Source organism: Methylobacterium frigidaeris, from assembly GCF_022179185.1.
GTDB lineage: Bacteria > Pseudomonadota > Alphaproteobacteria > Rhizobiales > Beijerinckiaceae > Methylobacterium > Methylobacterium frigidaeris.
The window spans coordinates 62,981-89,030 of sequence record NZ_BPQJ01000009.1; the positions used below are offsets into that span (position 1 = coordinate 62,981).

Annotated in this window: 21 protein-coding genes; 14 read left to right on the top strand and 7 right to left on the bottom strand. The window is 71.5% G+C overall.

Annotation, left to right across the window (positions count from 1 at the left end):
- Positions 1-8 precede the first annotated feature (8 nt).
- From MFF64_RS11730 to MFF64_RS11750, 5 genes are all read right to left on the bottom strand, one after another.
- Positions 9-1,022, bottom strand: coding sequence for an FAD binding domain-containing protein (locus MFF64_RS11730; protein WP_099898647.1), 1,014 nt, complete (start codon positions 1,020-1,022; stop codon positions 9-11).
- Positions 1,019-1,540 (bottom strand): (2Fe-2S)-binding protein, encoded by a 522-nt coding sequence (locus MFF64_RS11735; protein WP_099898669.1) that lies wholly within the window; start codon positions 1,538-1,540, stop codon positions 1,019-1,021. Before MFF64_RS11735 ends, MFF64_RS11730 begins: the two co-directional genes overlap by 4 nt.
- A gap of 690 nt (positions 1,541-2,230) precedes the next feature.
- Positions 2,231-3,994, bottom strand: coding sequence for an ABC transporter ATP-binding protein (locus MFF64_RS11740; RefSeq protein ID WP_099898649.1), 1,764 nt, complete (start codon positions 3,992-3,994; stop codon positions 2,231-2,233).
- 255 nt (positions 3,995-4,249) lie between these two features.
- On the bottom strand, positions 4,250-5,593 hold the full coding sequence (locus MFF64_RS11745; protein ID WP_165795483.1) for an MFS transporter: 1,344 nt from the start codon (positions 5,591-5,593) through the stop codon (positions 4,250-4,252).
- The gene (locus MFF64_RS11750; protein ID WP_238190876.1) at positions 5,590-6,381 is read right to left on the bottom strand and encodes a PRC-barrel domain-containing protein; all 792 of its coding nucleotides are present in this window, start codon (positions 6,379-6,381) and stop codon (positions 5,590-5,592) included. Before MFF64_RS11750 ends, MFF64_RS11745 begins: the two co-directional genes overlap by 4 nt.
- Before the next feature lie 412 nt (positions 6,382-6,793).
- Between MFF64_RS11750 and MFF64_RS11755 the strand changes: the two genes are divergently transcribed.
- From MFF64_RS11755 to MFF64_RS11785, 7 genes are all read left to right on the top strand, one after another.
- Positions 6,794-7,552, top strand: coding sequence for a pyridoxine 5'-phosphate synthase (locus MFF64_RS11755; protein ID WP_099898652.1), 759 nt, complete (start codon positions 6,794-6,796; stop codon positions 7,550-7,552).
- The gene (gene acpS, locus MFF64_RS11760; protein WP_099898654.1) at positions 7,549-7,950 is read left to right on the top strand and encodes a holo-ACP synthase; all 402 of its coding nucleotides are present in this window, start codon (positions 7,549-7,551) and stop codon (positions 7,948-7,950) included. The genes MFF64_RS11755 and acpS overlap by 4 nt, the downstream gene beginning before the upstream one ends.
- Before the next feature lie 153 nt (positions 7,951-8,103).
- Complete coding sequence (lepB, locus tag MFF64_RS11765) at positions 8,104-8,895, top strand: signal peptidase I (protein ID WP_099898656.1); 792 nt, start codon at positions 8,104-8,106, stop codon at positions 8,893-8,895.
- 99 nt (positions 8,896-8,994) lie between these two features.
- Positions 8,995-9,705 carry a ribonuclease III gene (rnc, locus tag MFF64_RS11770; RefSeq protein ID WP_099898657.1) on the top strand — a complete coding sequence of 237 codons (711 nt, stop codon included), beginning with the start codon at positions 8,995-8,997 and terminating at the stop codon, positions 9,703-9,705.
- Positions 9,702-10,643: a GTPase Era gene (gene era, locus MFF64_RS11775; protein ID WP_099898658.1), complete on the top strand. Its 942-nt coding sequence runs from the start codon at positions 9,702-9,704 to the stop codon at positions 10,641-10,643. The genes rnc and era overlap by 4 nt, the downstream gene beginning before the upstream one ends.
- Positions 10,640-11,560, top strand: a complete 921-nt coding sequence (locus MFF64_RS11780; protein ID WP_099898671.1) for a class I SAM-dependent methyltransferase — start codon at positions 10,640-10,642, stop codon at positions 11,558-11,560. Before era ends, MFF64_RS11780 begins: the two co-directional genes overlap by 4 nt.
- Before the next feature lie 13 nt (positions 11,561-11,573).
- Positions 11,574-12,323, top strand: a complete 750-nt coding sequence (locus tag MFF64_RS11785; protein ID WP_099898660.1) for a pseudouridine synthase — start codon at positions 11,574-11,576, stop codon at positions 12,321-12,323.
- A 34-nt stretch (positions 12,324-12,357) separates the two neighbouring features.
- Here the strand turns inward: MFF64_RS11785 and MFF64_RS11790 are convergent, their stop codons facing one another.
- Positions 12,358-12,879, bottom strand: a complete 522-nt coding sequence (locus tag MFF64_RS11790) for a hypothetical protein (RefSeq protein ID WP_099898661.1) — start codon at positions 12,877-12,879, stop codon at positions 12,358-12,360.
- 404 nt (positions 12,880-13,283) lie between these two features.
- On the opposite strand from MFF64_RS11790, the gene MFF64_RS11795 reads away from it, so the two are divergent.
- Positions 13,284-13,472: a hypothetical protein gene (locus MFF64_RS11795; RefSeq protein WP_099898663.1), complete on the top strand. Its 189-nt coding sequence runs from the start codon at positions 13,284-13,286 to the stop codon at positions 13,470-13,472.
- Positions 13,473-13,698: 226 nt separating this feature from the next.
- Here the strand turns inward: MFF64_RS11795 and MFF64_RS11800 are convergent, their stop codons facing one another.
- A complete protein-coding gene (locus MFF64_RS11800; protein ID WP_099898665.1) occupies positions 13,699-15,318 on the bottom strand; it encodes an ABC transporter substrate-binding protein in 1,620 nt (539 codons plus the stop codon).
- A 199-nt stretch (positions 15,319-15,517) separates the two neighbouring features.
- On the opposite strand from MFF64_RS11800, the gene ahcY reads away from it, so the two are divergent.
- From ahcY to addB, 6 genes are all read left to right on the top strand, one after another.
- Positions 15,518-16,924, top strand: coding sequence for an adenosylhomocysteinase (gene ahcY / locus MFF64_RS11805; RefSeq protein WP_099898667.1), 1,407 nt, complete (start codon positions 15,518-15,520; stop codon positions 16,922-16,924).
- A gap of 370 nt (positions 16,925-17,294) precedes the next feature.
- Positions 17,295-19,766, top strand: coding sequence for a sensor histidine kinase (locus MFF64_RS11810; RefSeq protein ID WP_099907171.1), 2,472 nt, complete (start codon positions 17,295-17,297; stop codon positions 19,764-19,766).
- Between the two features lie 231 nt (positions 19,767-19,997).
- Complete coding sequence (gene tsaE / locus MFF64_RS11815; RefSeq protein ID WP_207768222.1) at positions 19,998-21,527, top strand: tRNA (adenosine(37)-N6)-threonylcarbamoyltransferase complex ATPase subunit type 1 TsaE; 1,530 nt, start codon at positions 19,998-20,000, stop codon at positions 21,525-21,527.
- Positions 21,528-21,550: 23 nt separating this feature from the next.
- Positions 21,551-22,294 (top strand): nucleotidyltransferase family protein, encoded by a 744-nt coding sequence (locus MFF64_RS11820; RefSeq protein WP_099907177.1) that lies wholly within the window; start codon positions 21,551-21,553, stop codon positions 22,292-22,294.
- A 111-nt stretch (positions 22,295-22,405) separates the two neighbouring features.
- On the top strand, positions 22,406-22,903 hold the full coding sequence (locus MFF64_RS11825) for a GNAT family N-acetyltransferase (RefSeq protein WP_099907179.1): 498 nt from the start codon (positions 22,406-22,408) through the stop codon (positions 22,901-22,903).
- Positions 22,900-26,031 (top strand): double-strand break repair protein AddB, encoded by a 3,132-nt coding sequence (gene addB / locus MFF64_RS11830; protein WP_238190879.1) that lies wholly within the window; start codon positions 22,900-22,902, stop codon positions 26,029-26,031. The genes MFF64_RS11825 and addB overlap by 4 nt, the downstream gene beginning before the upstream one ends.
- Positions 26,032-26,050 lie beyond the last annotated feature (19 nt).

Consider the following 26,050-nt stretch of genomic DNA (forward strand, 5'->3'; position numbering starts at 1 on the left):
GGGGGTCCTCAGGCGATGCGCTTGTCGGTCTGGGATTGCGGCGTGCCGGCAGCGGCTTGGACCAAGCCCCGCACGATGGCTCGCCGCGCCAGCTCGACCTTGAAGGCGTTGTGGGCGTAGGGCCGGGCCTCGGCCAGGATCACATCCGCGGCTTCGCGGAAGGTCTCCGGAGTGGCAGGCTTGCCCTGAAGGCGAGCCTCGGCCTCGGCGTTGCGCCAGGGCTTGTGAGCGACGCCGCCGAGCGCCAGGCGCGCCGTGCGGATCGTGTCGCCGTCCACCTCGAGCGCCGCGGCGACCGAGACCAGCGCGAAGGCGTAGGAGAGCCGATCGCGCAGCTTCAGGTAGGTGTAGTGCTTGGAAAAGTCCTCGTCCGGCAGGTCGACCGAGAGCACGATCTCGCCATGTCGGAGCGTGGTGTCGACGTGCGGCTCGTCGCCCGGCAGGCGGTGGAACTCACCGAAGGGAATCGCGCGCCGCCCATTCGGCCCCTCGACCTGCACCGTCGCGTCCAGGGCCGCCAGGGCCACGCACATGTCGGAGGGGTGGGTGGCGATGCACGTGTCCGAGGCGCCCAGGATCGCGTGGATGCGGTTGACCCCTGTCATCGCCGGGCAGCCGCTGCCGGGCTCCCGCTTGTTGCACGGCGTGCCCTCGTCGTAGAAATAGTAGCAGCGGGTGCGCTGGAGCAGGTTGCCGCCGGTCGTGGCGGCGTTGCGCAGCTGCGGCGAGGCCCCGGCCAGGAGCGCGCTCGCGAGCAGGGGATAGCGCTCGTTGACCAGCGGATCGTAGGCGACGGTGGCGTTGGGCACGAGCGCGCCGAGGCGCAGGCCCCCCTCGTGCTGGACGATCTCGTCGAGCGGCAGGCGAGTGATGTCGATGAGCCGGCCGGGCCGCTCGACATTGTACTTCATCAGGTCGACGAGGTTGGTGCCGCCGGCGATGAAGCGCGCCGCCGGATCGGCGGCGAGCGCCTGCACGGCCTCCTGCACGGTGCCGGCGCGGGTATAGTCGAACCGGTTCATTCCGCAGCCTCCCGGAAGGACGACGCCTTGTTCTTCAGGACATCCTCGACGGCGTCGACGATGTTGGAATAGGCGCCGCAGCGGCAGATGTTTCCGCTCATGTGCTCGCGGATCTCCTCGCGCGAGCGGGCGCGGCCCTCCTCGATCAGCGCCACCGCCGACATGATCTGGCCCGGTGTGCAGTAGCCGCACTGGAAGGCGTCGTGCTCCACAAAGGCCGCCTGGACCGGGTGGAGGTCGCCTGAGGACAGGCCCTCGATGGTGGTGACCTTGGCGCCGTCCTTCTGCACCGCGAGGGCGAGGCAGGAATTGATCCGCTTGCCGTCGACGATCACCGTGCAGGCGCCGCACTGGCCATGGTCGCAGCCCTTTTTGGTGCCGGTGAGGTCGAGCTCCTCGCGCAGGAGGTCGAGGAGGGTGGTCCAGGGCGCGACCTGGAGCTGCCGCTCCTGCCCGTTGACCGTCAGGGTGACCGGAATCGTCCCCGGTGGGGTGGAGGAGCCGCTTTCGCTCAGCATGGGCCTGCCATCGATCGTGAGGTGGCCCAGCACCGGCGCGCGCCGGGAGAGGCGCGCGGCCCTCGAGCCGGGCGGCATACCCGATAACCGTTCCAGTGTGGGGTCGTTCCCCAAGGGAGTATTGGGGGCGTGGGGACGGGTGGTCGCGGGGGAGGGGCACCGGCCGCCTGGCCGTCGCGCGCGAAAGCCCGTCCGCCATCGGCGGACCGGCGTCGGCGGCTGCCTGTCCCGTCGATATCGGACGCCTGTCGCGACCACGATACGCGACAACGGCATCCGGTCGGGCCCAATCAGAGGATGGCTCCGGGTTAGACCTGACCCCGTCCCGCCCGATCGCGGCGTCAACGGAAGGCGGGGAGGGATCCAGCAGAGAAAGTGCCGCGTGAAGGGTTCTGTTTTCGCAAAAATGCGGAAAGCCAGAGGGACGCTTCGCGGCTTCTTGTGCCGGATCCCGGACCTCCTTTCCGCCTGGCTGCCACCGTCCGGGAAAGGACAGCCTGTGACGGCTGATGAGGTTACCCGATGTCGCTCGCCATCAGCGTCAGCCACTGTTCCGTTGCAGCGCCTTTGGCGGACGCTCGACTCTTCTCTCACGACAAAGCGCCGGCTCACGCGATGTGAGCCGGCGCCCGCCCCGAAGGGCAAATTCAGATGACACAGCCCGCCTGCCGGGCGAGACGCACGACGCCCCTACGCGGCCTCGCGCGACAGCTTGATCGTCTCGCGCTGGATCAGGTCGCGGTAGAACCCATCGAGGTGTACCAGGCGGTCGGGCGAGCCGTCCTGGATCACCTGGCCACCGTCGAGAACGACGATCCGGTCGAAGTCCTTCAGGGTCGAGAGCCGGTGCGCGATGGCGATCACGGTGCGGCCCTTCATCAGGTTGCCGAGCGCCTCGCGGATCGCCTCCTCCGACTCGGTGTCGAGCGCCGAGGTGGCCTCGTCGAGGAGCAGGATCGGCGAGTCCTTGAGGATGGCGCGGGCCACCGCGATGCGCTGGCGCTGGCCGCCCGAGAGTTTCACGCCGCGGTCGCCCACGATGGTGTCGAAGCCGCCCGGCAGGTCATTGATGAAGTCGGTGCAACGGGCGGCGGCGGCTGCGGCCCACACCTCCTCGTCGGTCGCCTCCGGCCGGCCATAGCGGATGTTCTCGCGCAACGAGCGGTGGAACAGCGAGATGTCCTGCGGCACCACGGTGATCGCCTCGCGCAGGGATTCCTGCGTGACGCGGCCGATGTCCTGGCCGTCGATCAGGATGCGGCCGTTCTGCGGGTCGTAGAAGCGCTGCAGCAGGGTGAACAGGGTCGACTTGCCGCCGCCGGAGCGCCCGACGAGGCCGACGCGCTGGCCGGGCTGGATGTCGAGGTTGAAGTCGCCGAACACCTCGCGGCCGTCCGGGTAGTTGAAGGCCACCTTCTCGAAGGTGATGCGGGCACCCTCGCCGACGAGGGGCTTGGCCTCCGGGTGGTCGCGCAGGTCGTGCGGCTGGAGCAGGGTGCGCAGGGCCTCGGACAGTCGGGCGGTGTGCTGGGTGACGTCGACGAGGGCCACCGCGAGGTCGCGGGTCGCCGCCAGGATGGTGATGCCCAGCGTGCAGACCAGCACCACCTGGCCGGCGGTCGCCGCCCCCGCCTCCCACATCTGGATCGCCCAGTAGAGCAGACCGAGCACCGCCACGACGGTGATCAGGGCGTGCATGATCCGCAGGCGCTCGAGGTAGAGGAGCGAGCGCCGCCGCGCCTTCATCTCGGTGCCGATGGTCTGGTCGAAGCGGGCGAATTCGCGCTTGTAGGCCGAGAAGGCCCGCACGAGCGGCATGTTGCTGACAAGATCGACCATCTCGCCGTCGACGGAGGCGGCCTTCTCGGCGAAGTCGTGGTGCAGCGGCTTGCCGGCGGCGGCGATGCGGAACATCAGCACCACCACGCCGCCGCAGATGACGAGCAGGCCGAGCGCCATCGGCACGCTGACGCTGCCGACATAGAGGATTGCCCCGAACGCCGCCGCGCAAGGCGGCATCACGTTCCAGACGAACATGTTCTCGGCGGTGAAGATCGCGTTCGAGGTTGCCGTGATACGGCTCGCCAGCGTGCCGGGCTGCCGGTCGGCGAAGTAGGACGGCGAGTGGCCGGTCAGGTGCTGGAACAGGTCCCGGCGGATGTCGCCGGTGACGTTCACGAAGGTGAAGCTGGCGATCAGGCTCGCCACCCGCCACAGCATGTTGTCGGCGGCGATGAAGCAGATCAGGACGGTGAGCGCCGGCCAGATCAGGTTCGCCTCAGGCCCCTTGCCGAGGGCGTCGACGACGCCCTTCAAGCCGTACTGGGTGCTGACAGAGCAGGCCACGGCGCCCAGAACCGCGACCAGGATGGCCGCGTGGGGCACGATGCGGCGGCGCAGGTAGCGGGCCACGAAGGCCCAGGGCCGGTTGGCGTACGCGCAGAGGTCATCCATCGTGGCGATCGATCCCGGTTCTTCGCACGCGTGCGGCCTACGGTCGGGAGAGGGACGGGATGCAAGAACCCCGCCGCGACCTCCCCACATTCTCCCCGCAGGCCCCACCCGCTTCTCGCAACGCGCAAGCGTCACCTTATGTTGCAGGCGAATGGTGCTGCCGGCTTTCTAATCCGTCGTTTCTGAACGGGAGTTGAGCGACGCTGCAGCGCACACGCCTTTCCCGTCTCACCCCGCTACCTCCTCGAACCGCGCTTATCGCGGCCGCCGGGTCTCCGGCATGATCGCCACGATCAGGACGAGCGCGGCGAAGGCCACCGCGGAGAGGCCCAGGAAGGCGGCATGCGAGCCGAAATGGTCGGCCATGTAGCCGGACAGGGTGGTGCTGGCCGCCGCGCCCAGGCCCATGGCGGTGCCGACCGCGCCGAGTGCCATGTTGAAGCGGCCGGTGCCGCGGGTGCAATCGGCGACGACCAGCGGCACCATCACGCCGAGCACCGCGGCCGAGATGCCGTCGAAGACCTGCACCGCCACCAGCAATTCGGGCGCGTCCGTATAGGCGAAGAGCAGGCCGCGGATCGGCAGAGCCGCGAAGCCGAGGATGAGGAGCGGGCGCCGCCCATAGGCCTGGGCGGCGCGGCCGACCGCGGGCGCGATCAGCGCCATCACCAGTTGCGGGGCCATGATGCAGGCGGCGATCAGGATCGTGGCGGTCTGGCTCGTGCGCACCGTGAGCACGCTGCCGACCAGCGGCAGCATCGCCGCGTTGGCAACGAAGAACAGGGTGATGCAGGCCGCAAAGCACAGGAGCGCCCGGTTGGTCACGACGAGCTTCAGGCTCTCCCAGCCGCCGGGTGCCGTGCCGCCCTCGGGGCCTTGCGGACGCACCATGTCGATCTCGCTCGCGCGCACGAACCACAGGGCGGCCAGCGTCGGCAGCGCCAGGGCGGCCGTGACGTAGAACACCGCCTCGCTCGACAGGTAGTAGCCGCAGGCGCCCATGCCGGCGGCGGCGAGCGCATTGCCGATCGACGAGAAGCGGGCATTGCGCCCGAGCCGTTCCCCTAGGCCCGCATGTCCCACGAGGCCGAGGCTGATCGCCGCGATGGCAGGCGTCAGCGTGCAACTCGCGATCGAGTGCGCCGCCATCGAGAGCGCCACGATCAGGAAGGTCGGGAACAGGGCGAGGCCGGCGGCCGAGGCGCCGATCACCGCGACCGACAGGGCGGCGACGAAGCGCTTCGAGCGCACCCAGTCGACGAAGGCGCCGCCCGGCACCTGCCCGAACAGGCTGAACAGGCCCCCGATGGTGAGGACCAGCCCGATATCGGACTGGGTCCAGCTCTGCGAGGTGAAGTAGACCGCCACGAACGGGCCGAAGCCCGTCTGCAGGTTCGCGACGAAGAACGTGAAGGCGTCGAGACCGCGGCTGCTGGTGAGCGAGGGCGCCGACTTCTCCCGCCGCCGACCCAGGGACGCGCCGGCCCGATCCCACTCGCGGGCGGAATCCGGGCGTGGGTCCGGCCGCGTCTCGGCGCGGGGGACCTCCCGGTCGCGATGGGCGAGGGGGCGGCGATGGGCCTGGCGCGGTCGCGTCATTTGTCCGGCGGGTTGCGCGCCGCGGCCTCGTCGGGGGCTGGCGCCGGGGGAGCAGCAGGCGCTGCCGCATTGGGGGCTGGCGTCGCGGGTGCCGGGGTGGCAGGGGCCGGCGCTGCCGGGGCAGGCGCCGAGGCGGGCGCCGGCACCGGGCCGGCCGGGCCCAGCACCACGATCGGGTCGCCGGGCTTGTACTCGGGCGAGACCCGCACCTGGTTGCGGTTGAGCTGCAGCACCGCGCGGCCGGGCTTGTTGTCGGCCGAGAAATACAGGGCGCGCCAGTCGACCGCGATCTTGCGCGAGCCGACGCCGAGGAAGCCGCCGAAATCGATGATCGCGGCGCGCGGCCGGCCGTCCTTGTCGACGATGATGTCGATGATCCGGCCCATATCCTCACCCGCGGCGCTGCGCACCGGCTTGCCGAGGACGCCGTCGTAATCCTGGGTGTCGAGGACCGTGGCCGGCGTGCCGGGCGGGATCGCCGGGGCCTGCGCCGCGGGAGCGGGGGCCGGTGCGGGGTTCGACGGAGCCGGATTCGCGGGAGGCTGGTTCGCCGGGGCCTGCGCCGCCGGAGGCTGGGCTGCGGGAGCTTGTGCCGCGGGAGCGGCGGGAGCCGGCGCCGTGGGGGCGGGGGCCGCGGGCGGCTTCTGCGCCTCCGCGGGCGTCGAGCCCTGCTGCGCGTGCGCCGCCGTCACGGTGCAGAGCGCGGCGACGGCCGTCAGAATCGTCCGCGCGGTTCCCAGCAGGTTTCTCGGCAGGTTTCCTGGCAAGCGGGCCTCTCGCAGGGTCACATGACGCATCCAACTGGAAACCGCGGCCGGGGGTTCCGCAGGGGAGCGGTCCGGATGGGGGACGAACGCGGCGAAGTTGTGGGGGCGGGGCGGCAGGGGCAGCCGGGCGGGCGCGTCACCGCCGCGGTCGAGCCGTCGAGCAGACATCGTGGGCCTCCGGGGCAGGCGCGGCGGCCCGCCCGAGCATCGGTCGTCGGTTTGTCGCGGCGGGGCCTTGCGCCCGGCGGGCATCCGGGCCCGCGCCGCGGAGGGAGTACAGTGCGGCGCAGCGGGCGAGGTGTCCAGGCGGAGGCTTGGCCTCCCGGCGCTTTCTCGGGGGAGTGTTGTTCCGCAAGAGCGCCGGCTGGCGGTGACGGGCGGGTGACGCTACATCGCGGGCGTTGCCGAAAGCCTCGTCCGAGAAGTCCGCCCGATGTCCGCCTCTCCCCTCCGTCTCGGCGTCAACGTCGATCACGTCGCCACCCTGCGCAACGCCCGCGGCGGCACGTTGCCGGATCCGGTGCGCGCGGCCCATGCGGCGATCGCGGCCGGGGCCGACGGCATCACCGCGCATCTGCGCGAGGACCGCCGCCACATCCGCGACGCCGACGTCGAGCGGCTGATGCGCGAGATCGACCGGCCGCTGAACTTCGAGATGGCGGCGACGGAGGAGATGCTGGGCATCGCGCTCCGCCTGAAGCCGCACGCCGCCTGCCTGGTGCCGGAGAAGCGCGAGGAGCGCACCACCGAGGGCGGGCTCGACATCGTCGGCGGTCGCGCGCATCTCGCGCCGGCGATCACACGCCTGAACGAGGCGGGGGTGCGGGTCTCGCTGTTCGTCGAGCCGGAGGTGCACGTGATGGAGGCCGCCCGCGCGCTGGGCGCCCCCGTGGTCGAGCTGCACACGGGCACTTACTGCGAGGCGGTGCTCGCCGGCGACGAGGCGAAGGTCCGGGCCGAGCTCGCGCGGCTGGCCCGCGCAGCCGAGCATGGCGGCGCTCTCGGGCTCGAGATCCATGCCGGTCATGGCCTCACGGTCGAGAGCGTCGGTCCGGTGGCGGCCCTGCCGCAGGTGCGCGAGCTGAATATCGGCCATGCCCTGATGGCCGAGGCGATCTTCGACGGGCTCCCCGCCGCGATCCGGGCGATGCGAGCCGCGATGGAGGCCGGCCGTACGGGGAGAGGCGCATGATCGTCGGCATCGGCTCCGATCTCTGCGACATCCGCCGCATCGAGCGCTCGCTGGAGCGCTTCGGCGACCGCTTCACCCACCGGGTGTTCACCGAGGGCGAGCGCGCCCGCAGCGATCGGCGCGCCGCCCGCGCGCCGTCCTACGCGCGGCGCTTCGCCGCCAAGGAAGCCTGCTCCAAGGCCCTCGGCACCGGCATGAGCCACGGCGTGTTCTGGCGCGACATGGAGGTGGTGAACCTGCCCGGCGGCCGGCCCACCTTGCGTCTCACCAACGGCGCGGCGGACCGCCTCGCCGCCCTGATGCCGCCCGGCCATCGGCCCGTGGTGCACGTGACGCTCACCGACGACCCGCCGCTCGCCCAAGCCTTCGTCATCATCGAGGCGCTGCCGGAGGGCTGACGGCTCCGCCCGACGTGATTCGCCCCCGCCTGCCGCGCCGCGTTGCGGGCGGGCAAGCGTTGGTCTAGACCCCCCGCACCGCGCAAAAAGCCGGCCGCGTGCCCTCGGCGGGTGCCCAGGCGACATCTGCACGGACCGCCGGAGAGAACGAGCATGGATCGCGCACGCACGGATCAGGACCTGAAACGCGGCAAGGAAGCCGGCCTGTGGGACTCGATCAAGGAAACCGTCAAGGTCGGCGTCCAGGCGCTGTTGATCGCCGTCGTGGTCCGCACCCTGCTGTTCCAGCCGTTCAATATCCCGTCCGGCTCGCTGATCCCGACCCTGCTGATCGGCGATTATCTCTTCGTCTCGAAGTATTCTCTCGGATATTCCAAGTACTCCCTGCCGTTGAGCGAGTACCTGCCGTTCGAGGCCAAGGGCCGGATCTGGGGCGCGGCGCCCAAGCAGGGCGACATCGTGGTGTTCAAGCTGCCGAAGGACAACGCCACCGACTACATCAAGCGGGTGATCGGCCTGCCGGGCGACCGGATCCAGGTGATCGAGGGCGTGCTCAACATCAACGGCCGGCCGGTGAAGCGCGAGCGCATCGCGGATTACTCGACCACCGACGCCTTCGGCCAGCCGACCCTGGTGCCGCAATACCGTGAGACCCTGCCCAACGGCGTCACCCACGAGATCATCGAGCGCGACGGCGACCGCGGCCTGTGGGACAACACCCAGGTCTACACCGTGCCGCCGAACCACTTCTTCATGATGGGCGACAACCGCGACAACTCCACCGATTCCCGCGACCTCGGCAATGTCGGCTACGTGCCGTACGAGAACCTGATCGGCCGGGCCGAGGTGATCTTCTTCTCGATCGACGAGGGCGCTGCCGCCTGGCAGGTCTGGAACTGGCCGTGGACGGTGCGCTGGAACCGGCTGTTCAAGCCGATCCACTGACGGGAGTTGAGGAGCGTGAGCGACGCCGACGCCGCAACGCCGCAGGCCGAGCCGCCTGCCCCCGCACCGGGTGAGGCCCCGCCGCGGCGCAAGCGCGGGATGCGGCGCCGGCCCGACCTCTCGGTGTTGGAGGAGCGCATCGGCCACCGCTTCGCCGACCGCGACCTCCTGGTGCGGGCACTCACCCATGTCAGCGCCACTAACGGCCGGGGCAGCTACCAGCGCCTCGAATTCCTCGGCGACCGGGTGCTCGGCCTGGCCGTGGCGGACGGGCTCTACAAGGCCCTGCCCGAGGCCGACGAGGGCGACCTGTCGCGGCGCCTGTCGAGCCTGGTGCGGCGCGAGAGCTGCGCCATGGTGGCGAATGCCTGGGAGGTCGGCCCGCACCTGAATCTCGGCGGCGGCGAGGTGCATGGCGGCGGGCGCCGCAACTCGGCGATCCTCGCCGATGTCTGCGAGGCGATCCTGGGGGCGATCTTCCTCGATGCCGGCTACGGCGCCGCCAAGGCGGTGATCGACCGCGCCTTCGAGGCCGACCGCCAGACGGAAGGGACGCGCAGCCGCGACCCGAAATCCGCGTTGCAGGAATGGGCGCAGGCGCAAGGCTGGCCGACCCCGGTCTACGTGGTGGTGGAGCGGGCCGGGCCCGACCACGCGCCGCAATTTCGTATCGAGGCCCGGGTCACCGGCGTCGCGCCCGGCATCGGCATCGGCGGCTCGAAGCGCCTGGCCGAGCAGACGGCCGCGCGCGCTCTCCTGGTGCGCGAGGGGCTGTGGACCGGGGACGAGCCCGGGGAGCAGGCAGAATGACCGACGACACAACCCCAAACACCGAAGATGCCGGCCCGCCTCAGGAGACCCGGGCAGGCTTCGTCGCCCTGATCGGCGTGCCGAATGCCGGCAAGTCGACCCTGCTCAACAGTCTCGTCGGCACCAAGGTGTCGATCGTCTCGCGCAAGGTGCAGACCACCCGGGCGCTGGTGCGCGGCATCGCCATGGAGGGTGCGGCGCAGATCGTGCTCGTCGACACCCCCGGCATCTTCGCCCCCAAGCGCCGCCTCGACCGGGCGATGGTGACCTCGGCCTGGAGCGGCGCGGCCGATGCCGACGCGGTCTGCCTGCTGATCGACGCCCGGAAAGGGGTGGACGAGGAGGTCGACGCGATCCTCAACCGGATGCCGGAGCTGAAGCGGCCGAAATACCTCGTTCTCAACAAGATCGACCTGATGCCCCGTGAGCGCCTGCTGGCACTGGCCGCCGCCCTCAACGAGCGGGTGCCGTTCGAGCGGATCTTCATGATCTCGGCGCTGACCGGCGACGGTGTCGACGACCTGCGCCGCGAGCTCGCGACCCGCATGCCGGTGAGCCCCTGGCTCTACCCCGAGGATCAGGTCTCCGACGCGCCCCTGCGGATGCTCGCCGCCGAGATCACGCGGGAGAAGATCTACGACCGGCTGCACGAGGAGCTACCCTATTCCTCGACCGTCGAGACCGACCAGTGGCAGGTCCGGCCCGACGGCTCGGTGCGGATCGAGCAGACCATCTTCGTCGAGCGCGAGAGCCAGCGGAAGATCGTGCTCGGCAAGGGCGGGCAGACCATCAAGGCCATCGGCCAGGCCGCGCGGATCGACATCGCCGAGGCGGCGGAGGCGAAGGTCCACCTGTTCCTGTTCGTGAAGGTGCGGGAGAACTGGGCCGACGACCCGGAGCGCTACCGCGAGATGGGCCTGGAATTCCCCCGCGGCTGACCGTGACCGACCCGACCTTTGCCGTCTACGGCCACCCGCCCGCCGATCTCGCCGAGGTGGCGGATGGCGCCGTGCAGCTCTCGCCCCTCGTGCCCGGCAGCGCGGCCCTGGAGGATCTGGACGCAGGTTCGCTCGCCGGCCTGACCATGCTGGCCCCGCCCGGCACCCTGGAGCGCCGCCACGCCCTGGCGCTCGGCCTGCGGGCTCTGGCGCCCGGCGCGCCTCTCACGGTGCTCGCCCCGAAGGACCGGGGCGGCTCGCGCCTCGCCCGCGAACTCTCGGGCTTCGGCTGCCGCCTCGACGAGAGCGCCCGGCGCCATCACCGCATCGTCCGCACGGTGCGGCCGGACACGCCGGCCGGGCTCGACGAGGCCATCGCCGACGGGGCGCCGCAGCGTCTCGCCGATCTCGGCCTGTGGACGCAAGCGGGCATCTTCTCCTGGAACCGGATCGACCCCGGCACCGCCCTGCTGATCGAGACCATGCCCGCGCTCTCCGGGCGCGGCGCCGATCTCGGCTGTGGCCTCGGCGTGCTCGCCCGGGCCGTCCTGGCCTCGCCCAAGGTGACGGGGCTGGCGCTGATCGACATCGACCGGAGGGCCGTCGCGGCGGCGCGGCGCAATGTCGGGGATCCCCGCGTCACGATCGCCTGGGGCGATGCCCGGGCGGCCGACGCGGTGCCGGATCGTCTCGACTTCGTGGTGATGAACCCGCCCTTCCACGACGGCGGCGCCGAGGACCGGGCGCTCGGCCAGGCCTTCATCCGCCGCGCTGCCGCGGCTTTGCGGCCGGGCGGGACGCTCTGGCTCACCGCCAATGCCCATCTGCCCTACGAGGCGACCCTGGCGGAGGTCTTCCGCGAGGTGACGCAACGGGCCGCCGCGCACGGCTACAAGATCCACGAGGCGCGCAAATGAGCGGCACGGGCAAATGAGCGGCAAAGGCAAGACGAGTTCGGTCCGGCTCGACCGGCTGCTCGCCAATCTCGGCTACGGCTCGCGCCGCGAGATCCAGATGCTCGCTCGCGCCGGTGCCGTGGTGCTCGACGGTTCGGCCCTGCGCGACGCCGACCAGCGCATCGCCCTCGACCCGGATCTCTCGTCTCGCCTCACCGTCAGCGGCAAACCCCTCGACCCTCTCCCCGGGGTGGCGCTGATGCTGCACAAGCCGCTGGGTGTCACCTGCTCGCACAAGGAGGCGGGTCCGCTCGTCTACGGCCTCCTGCCGCCGCGCTGGCGCCGGCGCGAGCCGCCGCTCTCCACCGTCGGCCGCCTCGACAAGGAGACTTCCGGCCTCCTGCTGCTCACCGACGACGGGGCACTCCTTCACCGCATCATCTCGCCGAAGGCCAGCGTCTCGAAGCGCTACCAGGTCACCCTGGACCGGCCCCTGCGCGGCGACGAGGGCGTGATCTTTTCCTCGGGTACCCTGATGCTGGAGGGCGAGGAGAAGCCGCTGCTGCCGGTGATCCTGGAGGTCCATGGGCCGACGAGCGCCGCGGTGACCCTGACGGAAGGGCGCTACCATCAGGTCCGGCGGATGTTCGCCGCGGTCGGCAACCACGTCACCGCGCTGCACCGGGATCGGGTCGGTGTGCTGGAGCTGCCGGCCGACCTGGAGCCTGGGCGTTACCGGGTGATGGGGGAGGGTGACGTGGCGCGGGTGTTCGCGGAGGGGTGAGCGGGCAACGGCCACTCCCCCGTGGATCGAACCCTCACCGGCTCGGTCGTCTGGGCGCCGGTCGCGCCTCCTCGTCGAGGTCCGCCCGAGCGTAGATGCTCAGCAGGGCGTCGTAGCGCGCGGCGCAGTCGGCGACCGTATGGGCCGCGCAATCCGAGCGGCGGCTGCGCGCCCAGGCTGCCTGCGCGTCCGGTCCGAGAGCCGTCGGCTCGGTACGGCCGGCGGCCGGTGGGTCGTTGCCGCGCAGGAAAGCCGATCGCGCCCGGGCCAGTCGGACGCCCGCCTGCGCCACTGCCACCTCGGCGGCCCGGCCGCTCCCGAAGAGGCCCCGCTCGACTGCATCGTCGCCGAGGGCGACCAGGGCCTGCGCGAAATCGGCTCCCGCCGGACCATTGCCGGGATTGAGCTTGGCGCTCTCGGCCGCGACGGCGGCGTCGGCGCAGAGCTGGATCGCGCCCGGATCGCCGGCCGCCCGGTCGAGGCAGGCTTCGAAGGCGTCGGAAGGCTGGGCGCTCCGGGCGCTCGCCGCGGAGGCGAGAAGGGACCCGGCCAGCACCTGCGCAACAATCCTCGACGCTTGCCCCGCCTGCCCACCCCGCATCGTGTCCACTCCCGCTATGCCGATCGCTCGCCGCGATTGCGGGACGCCGTCCGACCATGCCCATCATGGGCGGGGAACATGACCGGACATGGACGGCCGCGTCGGTTCGTGCGCATCGGGGATCGCATCATGTCGCAGCGAGCTGTTCGCCCTGAGCGGATCCGCGGTTCGGGCGGGACGAGGCGAGGCCTGCGCGCGCCCGTTCCGGCCGGCCCGGACTGGCCGCGGTTCTCGCGCTCGCCGTCTCCGCGGCGGACTGCGACGAGGCTGGGCCGCCGTTCGATCGCGGCAGGTGGCAGGCGGGCTTCGGCAATCACGACGACACGAACGCGCGCCTGAACCTCGTCCGAGCGGCGCGCGTGGCCGGCGTCAGGCCCGGCGCGACATGCCAAGAGATCCGGGCGCTGCTCGGCGAGCCGGACAGCCACGCACCGGAGGCCGATATCTGTTACCTCGGCCGCGACAGCCTGTCGGTCGACTTCCCGACGCTCCGGGCGACCTACGACGGCTCGGGACGGTCCACATCCGTGCTGGAACGCCCGAAGTAGGACGCCGCGGGAGCGCCTGTATTCCGACCGCCGGCGCACCGTTCGATTCCGGATCGGCCAATGTCCGGGCTCCACGCTGCGCGCCCGCGGATGGTCGCCGGCCGCCCGCTGCGGCGCGCATGCCGCCAGGGACATGGGCGGGACCGGCGGCCTGCTCCGCGAGCCCGAACCTTGTGGGATCGCCAGGGTGACGGCGCCGACCGACTGTTGACCCGGGCGCCGCCGCTCACCCCAGCGTCGTCAGATCCTGAAACCAGTGTTGCGCCTGGGTGTACCCCTTCACCTTGGCCGAGAGCGCGTGCGGGTTGGTGTCGTGCACGACCCAGACCTGCACCGCGTCGTCGACGACGATCTCGTGGATGCGCGCCAGCATTCGGTCCTGCTCGGCCGGGTCGAAGCTCGCCCGCACCGCGTCGCAGAGCGTGTCGACTTCCGGGTTTCGGTAATGGCTCCAGTTCACGCCGGTCGGCGCGACCTGCTTCGAATCGTAGAAGCGCAGGATGGCGTAGAGCGGATCCGACGTGACGTACGCGATGTTGCTGCCGGTGATGCCCTTCATCGAGGGGTCGGCGGCGCCCTGGCGCCAGCCGGTATAGGCGACCTCCAGCTCGACCGCCTGGAACTCGAGCGCGATGCCGATCTCGGCCCATGATTGCTGCACGAACTCGTTGATCGGCAGCGACAGCATCTGGCCCGAGCCGCCGGTCGGGATGATGAACTTGGTGCGCAACGGGTTCTGGACCGAGTAGCCCGCCTCCTTCATCAGCTTGCGCGCCGCGTCGATGTCGTACTTGATCTGGAAGCTCGGCTTGCCGAACCACGGGCTCGACGGCTGCACCTGCCCGACGGCCGGCGTCGCAAGGCCGCCCATCAGCGCCGCGACACCCTCGCGGTCGATGGCGAGGTTGGCGGCCTTGCGCAGGCGCAGGTCGCGCCACGGGCTGCCCTCCAGCATCGACAGATGGTAGTTCCAGACATGCGGCGTGTCGTTGCCGGTCACCCGCATGCCGGCGCCCTTGAGGCGCGGCACCGCGTCGGGAGCGGGCAGCTCGATCAGGTCGGCATTGCCGGAGAGGAGGGCATTGGCGCGGGCCAGGTCCTCCGGGATGCAGGCCAGCGTCAGCTTCGCCAGCCGCGGCATGCGCTTGGGGTTCCAGTAGGTCTCGTTCGGGATCAGTTCCAGGCGCACCCGCGGCACCAGGGCGGCGAGGCGGTACGGGCCGGTGCCGGAGGGCTGGAAGGCGAACTTGGTCCAGTCGCGGCCCACCGCCTCGTACTGCGCCGGCGACGAGATCAGGAACCACAGCATCTGGTAGGGAAACAGCGCGTCGACCGCCTTGGTGGTGACCTGCACCGTCATGGCGTCGAGCTTCCTGTACGACGCCACAGAGGGCAGGCGCGGGCGCACCTGCGAGGCCTGGCGCTGGTCGTAGTGGGGCGCCTTGGCGTCGAGCACCTTGTCGAAGTTCCAGACCACCGCATCGGCATCGAACCGTGAGCCGTCGTGGAACTTCACGCCCTCGCGCAAGCGGAAGATCCAGTTGCGGCGGTCCGAGGCGTCGCTCTCCCAGGAGGTGGCGAGGCCCGGCACCAGCTTGCCCGGCCGGTCGGCGACGTCGAGCTCCCAGGCGACCAGGGGATCGTAGAGGGTGAGCCCGGTGAACTGGTAGCCGCCGGCACCCCGGTCCGGCTGGCCGGTGGTGAGCGGCAGGTCGAACAGCGAGATGCCGTAGGTCAGGCTGCCGGATGCCGTCCCTTCGGCCAGAACGGCCCCGGTCGGCCCGAGCGCCGCGAGGGCCGAGGCGCCGGCGAGGAGCTGGCGGCGCGAGAGGGAGGCGTGACGCATGTGAAGAACCCCGGCTGGCACGCGACCCGTCCGGTCGCGTTACGCGCCTGACGTCTGCAAGAGGCGTGCAAGCGCCGCCGGGGCGGCCGGCCATCCACCTTCGAACCAATCGCATAAAGACATCTTTATATCTTGATTGCCTCCCCGCCGGGGGGCTGCTATAGGCGCACCCGAAACGGCCGATACGGGGAGCCCGACCATGCCGAGCACGCAGGACTACATCGTCAAGGACATCGCCCTGGCCGATTTCGGCCGCAAGGAGATCGCGATCGCCGAGACCGAGATGCCCGGCCTGATGGCCGTGCGCGAGGAATACGCCGCGAGCCAGCCGCTGAAGGGCGCCAAGATCGCCGGCTCCCTGCACATGACGATCCAGACCGCGGTGCTGATCGAGACCCTGAAGGCTCTCGGCGCCGACATCCGCTGGGTGTCGTGCAACATCTACTCGACCCAGGACCACGCCGCCGCCGCGATCGCCGCCGCCGGCATCCCGGTCTTCGCCATCAAGGGCGAGACCCTGAAGGATTACTGGGACTACACCGCCAAGCTGTTCGAGTGGCATGACGGCGGCATGCCGAACATGATCCTCGACGACGGCGGCGACGCCACGATGTTCGTGCATCTGGGTCTCCGCGCCGAGCAGGGCGACACCGCCTTCCTCGACAAGCCGGGCTCGGAGGAGGAGGAGATCTTCTTCGCGCTGCTCAAGCGCATGCTGGCCGAGAAGCCGAAGGGCTGGTTCGCCGGCCTCGCCGAGTCGATCAAGGGCGTCTCGGAGGAGACCACCACCGGCGTGCACCGCCTGTACCTGCTCGCCAAGGAGGGCAAGCTCCTCTTCCCGGCGATCAACGTCAACGACGCGGTCACCAAGTCGAAGTTCGACAACCTCTACGGCTGCCGCGAGTCGCTGGTCGACGGCATCCGCCGCGGCACCGACGTGATGATGGCCGGCAAGGTCGCGATGGTCGCGGGCTTCGGCGACGTCGGCAAGGGCTCGGCCGCCTCGCTCCGCAACGCCGGCTGCCGCGTGCTGGTCTCGGAGGTCGATCCGATCTGCGCGCTCCAGGCCGCGATGGAGGGCTACGAGGTCACCACCATGGAGGATGCCGCGCCGCGCGCCGACATCTTCGTGACCGCGACCGGCAACAAGGACGTCATCACCCTCGACCACATGCGGGCGATGAAGGACCGGGCGATCGTCTGCAACATCGGCCACTTCGACAACGAGATCCAGGTCGCGGGTCTCAAGAACCTGAAGTGGCAGAACATCAAGCCGCAGGTCGACGAGATCGAGTTCGCCGACGGCCACCGCATCATCCTCCTGTCGGAGGGCCGGCTGGTGAACCTCGGCAACGCCATGGGCCACCCGTCCTTCGTGATGTCGGCCTCGTTCACCAACCAGACGCTGGCCCAGATCGAGCTCTGGACCAACCCGGGCAAGTACGAGAAGAAGGTCTACACCCTGCCCAAGGCCCTCGACGAGAAGGTCGCAGCGCTGCATCTCGAGAAGATCGGCGTCAAGCTGACCAAGCTGCGCGAGGACCAGGCCGCCTATATCGGCGTCAAGCAGAGCGGTCCGTTCAAGCCCGACCACTACCGTTACTGATCGGCGCGACGATCGCGCAGTGATCGAAGGGAGCCCGGCCGAAAGGCCGGGCTTTTCTGTCTGCGTGCACGCTCCGCCGCGGCGGTTGTACGCTCCGGGAGGGAACCCAGGTTCTGCCTTTGTTCTGCCTTAGGTGTGGCATTTCTGTGCTCTTGACGATGCTCCGTGCGGGCATCGCTGGCCTCCCCCCAATTCACCCCTTCCGGCACGAATCCGCGCCGCGCTAAACTCCGTCCGAATCTCCGGGAAGGGGAGCCGCTCCGCGGTCGCGGGCGGCGCCCGGCGTTCATCGAGGCGTAGCGTTCAGGTCGTGAGGCGTGCCGGTCCGGTCGAGGGCCGGTGCGCCGGTTCGCGTGGAGACCGACGGATCATGGGGGTTGGACGTACGCCGCGACGGCTCGGCGGCCGCGCGGGCGCCGGCATCTTGGGCGGTGCACTCGGCCTCGCGGCCGCCGCCCAGGCGGCGGAGACCGCCCCGGGGCTGCACGCGCACAACGCCGTGGGCTTCGCGGTGCTGATTGGCCTGACGATCTTCGCCACGATCCTGTCGCTGCTCTACCTGCGCGAGCGTGCGCGCTGGGCCCGGCGCGAGCACACCCTGAACGCGGAGCTCGCCGAGCTGCGCGGCGCCCATGACCGGGCCGACCTGCTCCTCGGCTCCGAGCCGCAGGTCGTCGTGACCTGGGACGCCCGCGGCGAGCCGCTGATCGAGGGCGATGTCGGCATCACGGCGGACGGGACCCGGCCGGGCTCGGTCCGCCGGGTGCTCGCCTTCGGGGCCTGGCTCGTGCCCTCGGACGCCGCCGCCCTCGACGCCGCGGTCGAGTCCTTGCGTGGACGCGGCGAGCGCTTCCGCCGCACCGTCCACACTCTCCAGGGCCGCACCATCGAGGCGCAGGGCCAGGCCGTGGGCGGTCAGGCCCTCCTGCGCCTGCGCGAGCTGACCGGCGAGCGCCAGGAGCTGGTCGAGCTGCGCGCCACCCTCCACGAGGCCCGCCACGGCCTCTCGGCGCTCTCCGGACTCCTCGACGCGATCCCGCAGCCGGTCTGGCGCCGCGGCCGCGACGGGCGCCTGGCCTGGGCCAACGCGGCCTACGTCGCCGCGGCGGAGGCGGGCGATGCCACCCGCGCAGTCCGCGAGGGGGCGGAACTCCTCGAGCGGACGGCCCGCGAGGAGGCCGAGCGCCGTCGGTCCCGGGGCGGCACCGGCCCGCTGCGGGTCTCCGCGGTGGTGGCGGGCGCGCGCCGCACCCTCGACGTGACCGAGGTCGCGACCGAGGCCGGTACCGTCGGCATCGCGGTCGACGTCTCCGAGCTCGAGAGCGTGCGCGCCGACCTGCAGCGCCAGATGGACGCCAACGTCCGCACCCTCGACCAGCTGCCCACCGCCGTCGCGATGTTCGACGCGCGCCAGCAGCTGATCTTCCACAACGCCGCCTACCGCCAGCTCTGGGACCTCGACCCCGCCTTCCTGGAGGGACGGCCCCTCGACGGCGAGATCCTCGACACCCTGCGCAATGCCCGCAAGCTGCCCGAGCAGGCGGATTTCCGCACCTGGAAGGCCGGCGTGCTCGCCGCCTACCGGGCCGCGGAGGCGCAGGAGACCTGGTGGCACCTGCCGGACGGGCGGACCCTGCGCGTCCTCGCCGACCCGAACCCGCAAGGGGGCCTGACCTACCTGTTCGAGGACGTGTCCGAGCGGGTCCACCTCGAATCGCGCTACAACGTGCTGATGCAGGTGCAGAGCGAGACGCTCGACACCCTGCGCGAGCCGGTGGCGGTGTTCGGCACCGACGGGCGATTGAAATTCGCCAACCGGGCCTTCGCCCAGGTCTGGCGCATCGCCCCCGAGATGGTCGAGGTCCAGCCGCATATCGACCAGGTGATCGCGGTCTGCCGCACCTTGAGCCCGGCCGAGGAGCCCTGGACGCAGATCCGCGAGGCGGTGACCGGCCTCGTCGATGCCCGCCGCGGCTTCGCCTGCCGGCTCGCGCTCAAGGACGGCACCATGCTCGATTGCGCGGCCGAGCCGCTGCCGGACGGCGCGACACTCCTCACCCACATCGACGTGACGGCGAGCGTCAACGTCGAGCGGGCGCTGACCGACAAGAACGAGGCGCTGGAGCGCACCACCCGCCTGCGCGACGAGTTCGTGCACCACGTCTCCTACGAGCTGCGCTCGCCGCTCACCAACATCATCGGCTTCACCGAGCTCCTCGGCGACGAGACCGTCGGCGCCCTCAACCCGCGCCAGCGCGAATACGCCGACCACATCATGCGCTCCTCGGCGGCGCTCCTCGTCATCATCAACGACATCCTCGACCTCGCCTCGATCGATGCCGGCTCGATGGAGCTGACGCGCGAGCGGGTCGACGTGCAGACCACCATCGCGGCGGCGGTGCGCGGCATCGGCGACCGGCTGGCGGAGGCCGACATCGCCCTCGTCCTCGACGTTCCGCCCGACATCGGCAGCTTCGTCGCCGACGGCAAGCGCATCCGCCAGATCCTGTTCAACCTGCTCTCCAACGCGGTCGGCTTCTCGGCGCCCGGCCAGCAGGTGCGGGTCTGCGCACGCAAGGACGGCGAGAGCCTGGTCCTGGAGGTGATCGACCAGGGCCGCGGCATGCCGCCCGAGGTGATGGCGCGGGTGTTCGAGCGCTTCGAGAGCCACACGCTGGGCACCCGCCACCGCGGCGTGGGCTTGGGCCTGTCGATCGTGCGCTCCTTCGTCGAGCTGCATGGCGGGCGCATCGACATCGCGTCCTCCCCCGGCGCCGGCACCCGGGTGACCTGCACCTTCCCGGTCGGGGACGGCGAGGCCCATCTGGCGGCGGCCGAATAGCCGGCAGGGCGGCCGCCGTAGGAACCTGTGCGTGCCGGCGGGTGACGGAGTCGGGAAATTCCGGCACCCTGGGCGCGTTGTCTCAGACCGATCGCCCCGGGTCGATCATCACGGGCACGGTGTCGCACGACCCCGGGGACGGCCGGGAAAGGTTAAGGTTCATGAGCTATCACGGGGCTCGACGCCCCTGACGGGCCCGTGAGCGAGGATGGCGGAGTGGACCAGGAGGGCATGGCCGAGCGCACACCCTGGGAGATCGTGCTGCCGGACGAGAGCGCGACCGAGGATCTCGGCCGCTTCCTCGCCGAGATCCTGCGGCCCGGCGACCTCGTGGCGCTCTCCGGCGGGCTCGGCGGCGGCAAGACGACGCTGGCCCGCGCGATCATCCGCGATATCGTCGGCGATCCGGACCTCGAAGTGCCGAGCCCGACCTTCACGCTCGTCCAGCCCTACGAGGGCCGGGCCGGGCAGGCGGTGGTCCATGCCGACCTCTACCGCTTGCGCGGGTCCGACGAACTGGTCGAGCTCGGCTTCGACGAGATGACCGAGCGGGCGATCGCCCTCGTCGAGTGGCCCGACCGGCTGCCGCCGCGCCACGGCCCGACCCTCGCCATCGACCTCGCCCTCAAGCCTGAATTCGGCGACGACGCCCGGCTCGCCCGCCTGATCGGCGGCGGCGGCCTCGGCGGACGGCTGATGCGGGCCCGCGCGCTCCGCGTGCTCCTCGACCGCTCCGGCTGGGGCGAGGCTGACCGGACCCACATGCAGGGCGACGCCTCGAGCCGGTCCTACGAGCGTCTGACCAACCCAGACGGCTCCAAGGCCGTGCTGATGATCTCGCCGCCGAAGCCCGACGGGCCGCCGGTGCGCGACGGCAAGCCCTACAGCGCCATCGTTCACCTCGCCGAGAGCGTGCACGCCTTCGTGGCGATCGATCGCGGCCTGCGGGCTCTGGGTCTCTCCGCGCCGAAGATCCTCGGCGAGGATCTGGAGGCGGGGCTGCTGATCCTCGAAGACCTCGGCACCGAGCCCGTCATCGACCAGAACGGGCCGCGGCCGGAGCGCTACGCCGAGGCGGTCAAGGTGCTGGCGCGCCTGCACGGCACGACGCTGCCCAGCGTGCTGCCGGTGGCCGAGGGGCGCGACCACGTGCTGCCCCCTTACGACCGCGAGGCCCTGCTGTTCGAGGCCGAGCTGCTGCCCGAATGGTACGCGCCCTACGTGGCCAGCACGCCGCTGACGCCGGACGCGCGAGCGTCCTTCGCGGCGGCGTGGACCGAAGCTCTGGACGGCCTGGAGGGCGAGGCGCGGACCTGGACCCTGCGCGACTACCACTCGCCCAACCTGATCTGGCTGCCCGAGCGCGACGGGATCGAGCGCATCGGCCTGATCGACTTCCAGGACGCGGTCCTGGGCCACCCGGCCTACGACGTCGCCTCGCTGCTCCAGGACGCGCGGGTCGATGCCAGCGCCGAGTTCGAGCTGCGCCTGCTCGGGCTCTACGCCCGCGAGCGCCGTTTACGCGACGCCGAGTTCGACATGCAGGGCTTTGCCCGCGCCTATGCGGTGCTGGGGGCGCAGCGCGCGACCAAGATCCTCGGCATCTTCGCCCGCCTCGACCGGCGCGACGGCAAGCCGGCCTACCTCGCCCACCTGCCGCGGATCGAGGGCTACCTCGCCCGCAACCTCGCCCACCCGGCGCTGGCCGGCGTGCGGGCCTGGTACGCCGCGCACCTTCCGCGCCTCTGCCCCGAACCCTGACCGCCCGACGAAACCCGCCCGCGATGACCGATTCCCCAAGCACCACCGTGACTCGCGCCTTCGTGCTGGCCGCGGGCCTCGGCAAGCGCATGCGCCCGATCACCGTCACCACGCCGAAGCCCCTGGTCGAGGTCGCCGGCAAGTCGCTGGTCGACTACGCCCTCGACCGGATCGCCGAGGCCGGCATCGCGGAGGCGGTGGTCAACGTGCATTACCTCGCCGACCTGATGGAGGCGCACCTGGTGCGTCGGCGCTCGGCTCCGCTCATCACGATCTCGGACGAGCGCGACAAGCTGCTCGAGACCGGCGGCGGGGTGAAGAAGGCGCTCAAGCATTTGGGCTCGGCACCGTTCATGGTGCTGAACTCCGATTCGTTCTGGCTCGAAGGACCGCAGCCGAATCTCGCCCGGCTCGTCGCCGCCTGGGATCCGGAGCGGATGGACATGCTGCTCTTGCTGGCCTCCGCCGCCACCAGCCTCGGCTATGACGGCCCAGGCGATTTCCACATGGACAAGGAGGGACGCCTGACTCGCCGGGCCGAGCGCGAGGTCGCCCCCTTCGTCTATGCTGGCGTCGCGATCGTGAAGCCCGGCCTCTTCGCCGACACGCCGGAGGGCTCGTTCTCCCTCAACCTGCTGTTCGACCGCGCCATCGCGGCGGAGCGCCTGTTCGGACTTCGCCTCGACGGGCAATGGCTTCATGTCGGCACGCCCGAGGCCCTGCGTGAGGCGGAGGAGCGGGTGCGGGCGAGCGCGACGCAGCCGTGAGGCGGGCGCCGCCTGATCTGTCTCGGTCAATGTAGAGCAAATCTCCTCTCTCCTTGTAGGAGAGGGGATCCCGCGTCTGACCGTCTACGGGACAGATCACACGGATCTCACATGCCCCCCGGTTTCTCGATGCGTCCGATCACTGATCTCGACGCGATCCTGGCGCTCAACACCGCCCACGCCGCCGAGACCTCGCCTCTCGACGAAGCGGCCCTGCGCGCATTGATCGACCAGGCCTTCCTGGCCGCCGCCGTCACCGGGCCCGACGGCCTCGCCGCCTTCCTGATCGCCCTCGACCAGGACGCCTCCTACGCCAGCCCCAACTTCCGCTGGTTCCGGGCCCGCTACCCCCGCTTCGTCTACGTCGACCGGATCGTCACTGCCCCGGCGCAGCGCGGCCTCGGCCTCGCCCGGTCGCTCTACGAGGGCCTGTTCGCGCAAGCCCACGCCGCCGGCCACGACCGGATCGCCTGCGAGGTGAACCGCCTGCCGCCGAATCCGGGCTCCGATGCGTTCCACGCCGCCCTCGGCTTCCGGCAAGCCGGCACGGCCGACATCCACGGTGGCGCGAAGACCGTGCGCTACCTCCTGCGCGAGGCCGGCCGGTGAGCGAGGGGCACGTCTTCACCATCGCGCCAGGGCTGCGCTTCCTCGACACCCTGGCCGACGCGCTCCTCTCCGGCCGCCTCGTGGGGGATCTGGCCGGCGGGCCGTTCGGCCTCGCCGCGGTCACGCTCTACCTGCCGACCCGCCGCGCCGCCCGGGCGCTGGCCGCCATCCTGGCGAAGGAATGCGGCCCGGCCGCGCTCCTGCCCCGCATGGTCCCCCTCGGCGAGGCCGACGAGGCCGAGCTCGACCTTCTGGCCGCTCCCCCGGGCGAGCGTCGCGATGAGGTCCTGCACCCGCCGATCCCCGCCCTCGAACGCCGGCTGATCCTGGCGCGCCTCGTCCAGGCCTGGGCCGGCACGGTCGACCGCCAGCTCCTGCCTCTCGGCGACGAGGTGCCGTTCCGGGTGCCGTCCTCGCCCGCCGACGCGGTCGGCCTCGCCGCCGACCTCGAAGGGCTGATGGACTCGCTCACCGTCGAGGGCCTGCCCTGGGACGATATCGCGGGCGCCGTCGAGGCCGAGCATTCGCGCTACTTCTCCCTCACCCTCGATTTCGTGCGCATCGCCGCCGAGCACTGGCCAAAGATCCTGGCCGATCGCGGCGTCAGCGATCCCGTGCAGCGCGGCCGCGCCCTGGTACTGGCGGAGGCAGCCCGCCTCACCCGCGAGTGCCCGGCGGACCCGGTGATCGTCGCCGGCTCGACCGGTTCGGTACCAGCCACAGCCCGACTGATCGCGGCCATCGCCGGCCTGCCCCGCGGCGCCGTCGTGCTGCCGGGCCTCGACCGCGACCTCGACCACGCCGGCTGGAGCGCCATCGATCCCGGTGGCGACGGCGAGGCGGCGGCCCACGCCCACCCGCAGGCGGTGCTGCATCGCCTCGTCGGGCAGAGCTTCCTCGCCCTCGACCGGACAACGGTGATTCCCCTCGGCACCCCGAGCCCGGCAGCGGCGGCCCGGGCCGGCCTGATGTCCCAGTCCCTGCGTCCGGCCGAGACCACCGATGCCTGGGCCGATCTCGATCCGGCCATCCGCGAAAGGCTCGCCCGCGAGGGCGCTGCCGGGATCCGGGTGGTCGAGGCCGCCGACGAGCGCGAGGAGGCGCTCGCCATCGCGGTCGCCCTTCGCGAGGCCCTGGAGCAGCCGGACCGCACGGCCGCCCTCATCACCCCGGATCGCGCCCTGGCGATCCGGGTCGCCGCCGAACTCAAGCGCTGGAACATCGTCGCCGACGATTCCGCCGGCGAGCCGCTGGCGCGCAGCCCCGCCGGGCGCCTCGCGCGGCTCGCCGCCGACGTCGCGGCGCTCGACGCCAAGCCCGAGCGGGTGCTGGCGCTCCTCGCCCATCCCCTGGTGCGCCTTGGGCTGAGCCGGGCCGAAATCGAGCGCGCGGCGAGCGCGCTCGAAATCGGATGCTTGCGCGGTCCCGCCCCGGCCAAGGGGTTCGCCGGCATCGAGGAGGCTCTGCGCCTCGCCCGCACCGAGGAGCGCCCGCACGATCCCCGGCCGCGCCAACGCCTCACGCCCGAGGACTGGGAGGCGGCGGACGAGCTGCTGCTGCGCCTCTCCGTCGCCTTCCGGGACTTCTTCGCCGACGAGGACGACGCGCCCGACGACCTGATCGCCATCGCGAGAACCCACCGCGCGACCTGCGACCTCCTGATGGAGGGACCCGAGGAGGACGCGGAGGAGCCCGACGCCTCCGTGGCGGTGCTCGACGCCCTGTTCGACGACATGGAGCTGGCCGAGCCGGGCCTGCTCGCCGGCCGCTTCTCGGACTACCCGGCCTTCTTCACCGCGCTCGCCCGCGAGCGGGTGGTGTCGCGGCGCAATGCCGGGCCGCATCCGCGGTTGCGCATCCTCGGCCTCCTGGAGGCGAGGCTCCTCTCCGTCGACCGGGTGGTGCTCGGCGGCCTCGACGAGGGCGTCTGGCCGCCCAAGGCTGAGACCGACGCCTTCCTCAACCGGCCGATGCGCGGCCGGGTCGGCCTGCCGCCGCCGGAGCGGCGCCTCGGCCAGACCGCGCACGACTTCGTCCAGGCGCTCGGCTGCCCGGACGCCGTCATCACCCGGGCGCACAAGCGCGAGGGTGCGCCGACGGTGCCGTCGCGCTTCCTGCAGCGCCTGCGCGCCTTCGCGGGCGAGGCGGTGTGGGCCGGCCTGGTGCAGGGCGGGCAGCGCTTCCGGGCGCTCACCGCGGCGATCGATGCCGGCACCGGCCCGCTGCCGCCGCGCCTGCGCCGCCCGGCGCCCCGGCCCGACCCGGCCTTGTTCCCGCGCTCGCTCAGCGTCACCGAGATCGAGACCCTGGTGCGCGACCCCTATGGTATCTTCGCCCGTCACGTGCTCGGCCTCGACGCCCTGGAGCCGGTGGCGGTGCAGCCGAGTGCCAGCGACCGCGGCACCATCGTGCACACCGTTCTCGGCGGCTTCGCCGAGCGCTTTCCCGAGGCTCTGCCCGCCCTCGACGACGCCGACCAGGTTCTCTACGCGCTGGCCGCCAACGCCTTCGCGCCGATCGCCGATGCCTATCCGGAGCTCTACGCCGAATGGTGGCCGCGCTTCGTGCGGCTCGCCGAAGCGTTCCTGGCCTGGGAGGCCGAGCGCCGCCCTGGGATCCGGCGCGTGCACGCGGAAGCCGGCGGCCGCTGGGCGGTTCCCATACCGGGCGGCCACGTCCTGACCCTGCGCGCCCGGGCCGACCGGATCGAGACCCGCCGCGACGGCGGCCACACCCTCATCGATTTCAAGACCGGCCAGCCGCCGAGCGCCCGCGAGGTCTTCGCCGGCTTCTCGCCCCAGCTGACGCTGGAGGCCGCCATGCTGCAGGCCGGCGCCTTCCGGGGCCTCGACCCGGCGCGCGAGACGCCCGACCTCCTCTACATCCGCGCCGGGGGCGGCAAGACGCCCCTGGATCCGGCCCCACTCAAGCCCCCGCGGGGCGACGGGCGAAGCCTGACCGAACTGGTCGAGGCCCACGTCGCGGGCTTGCGCCAGCTCGTCGGGGCGTTCATGGCCGGCGACGCCGCCTACCTGTCCCGGCCCTACCCGAAATACGCCAAGGCGTACTCGGATTACGACCACCTGGCGCGGGTTCGGGAGTGGTCGCTGGTCGAGGGGGAGGAGTGATCCGCAGGCCATGCGCCCG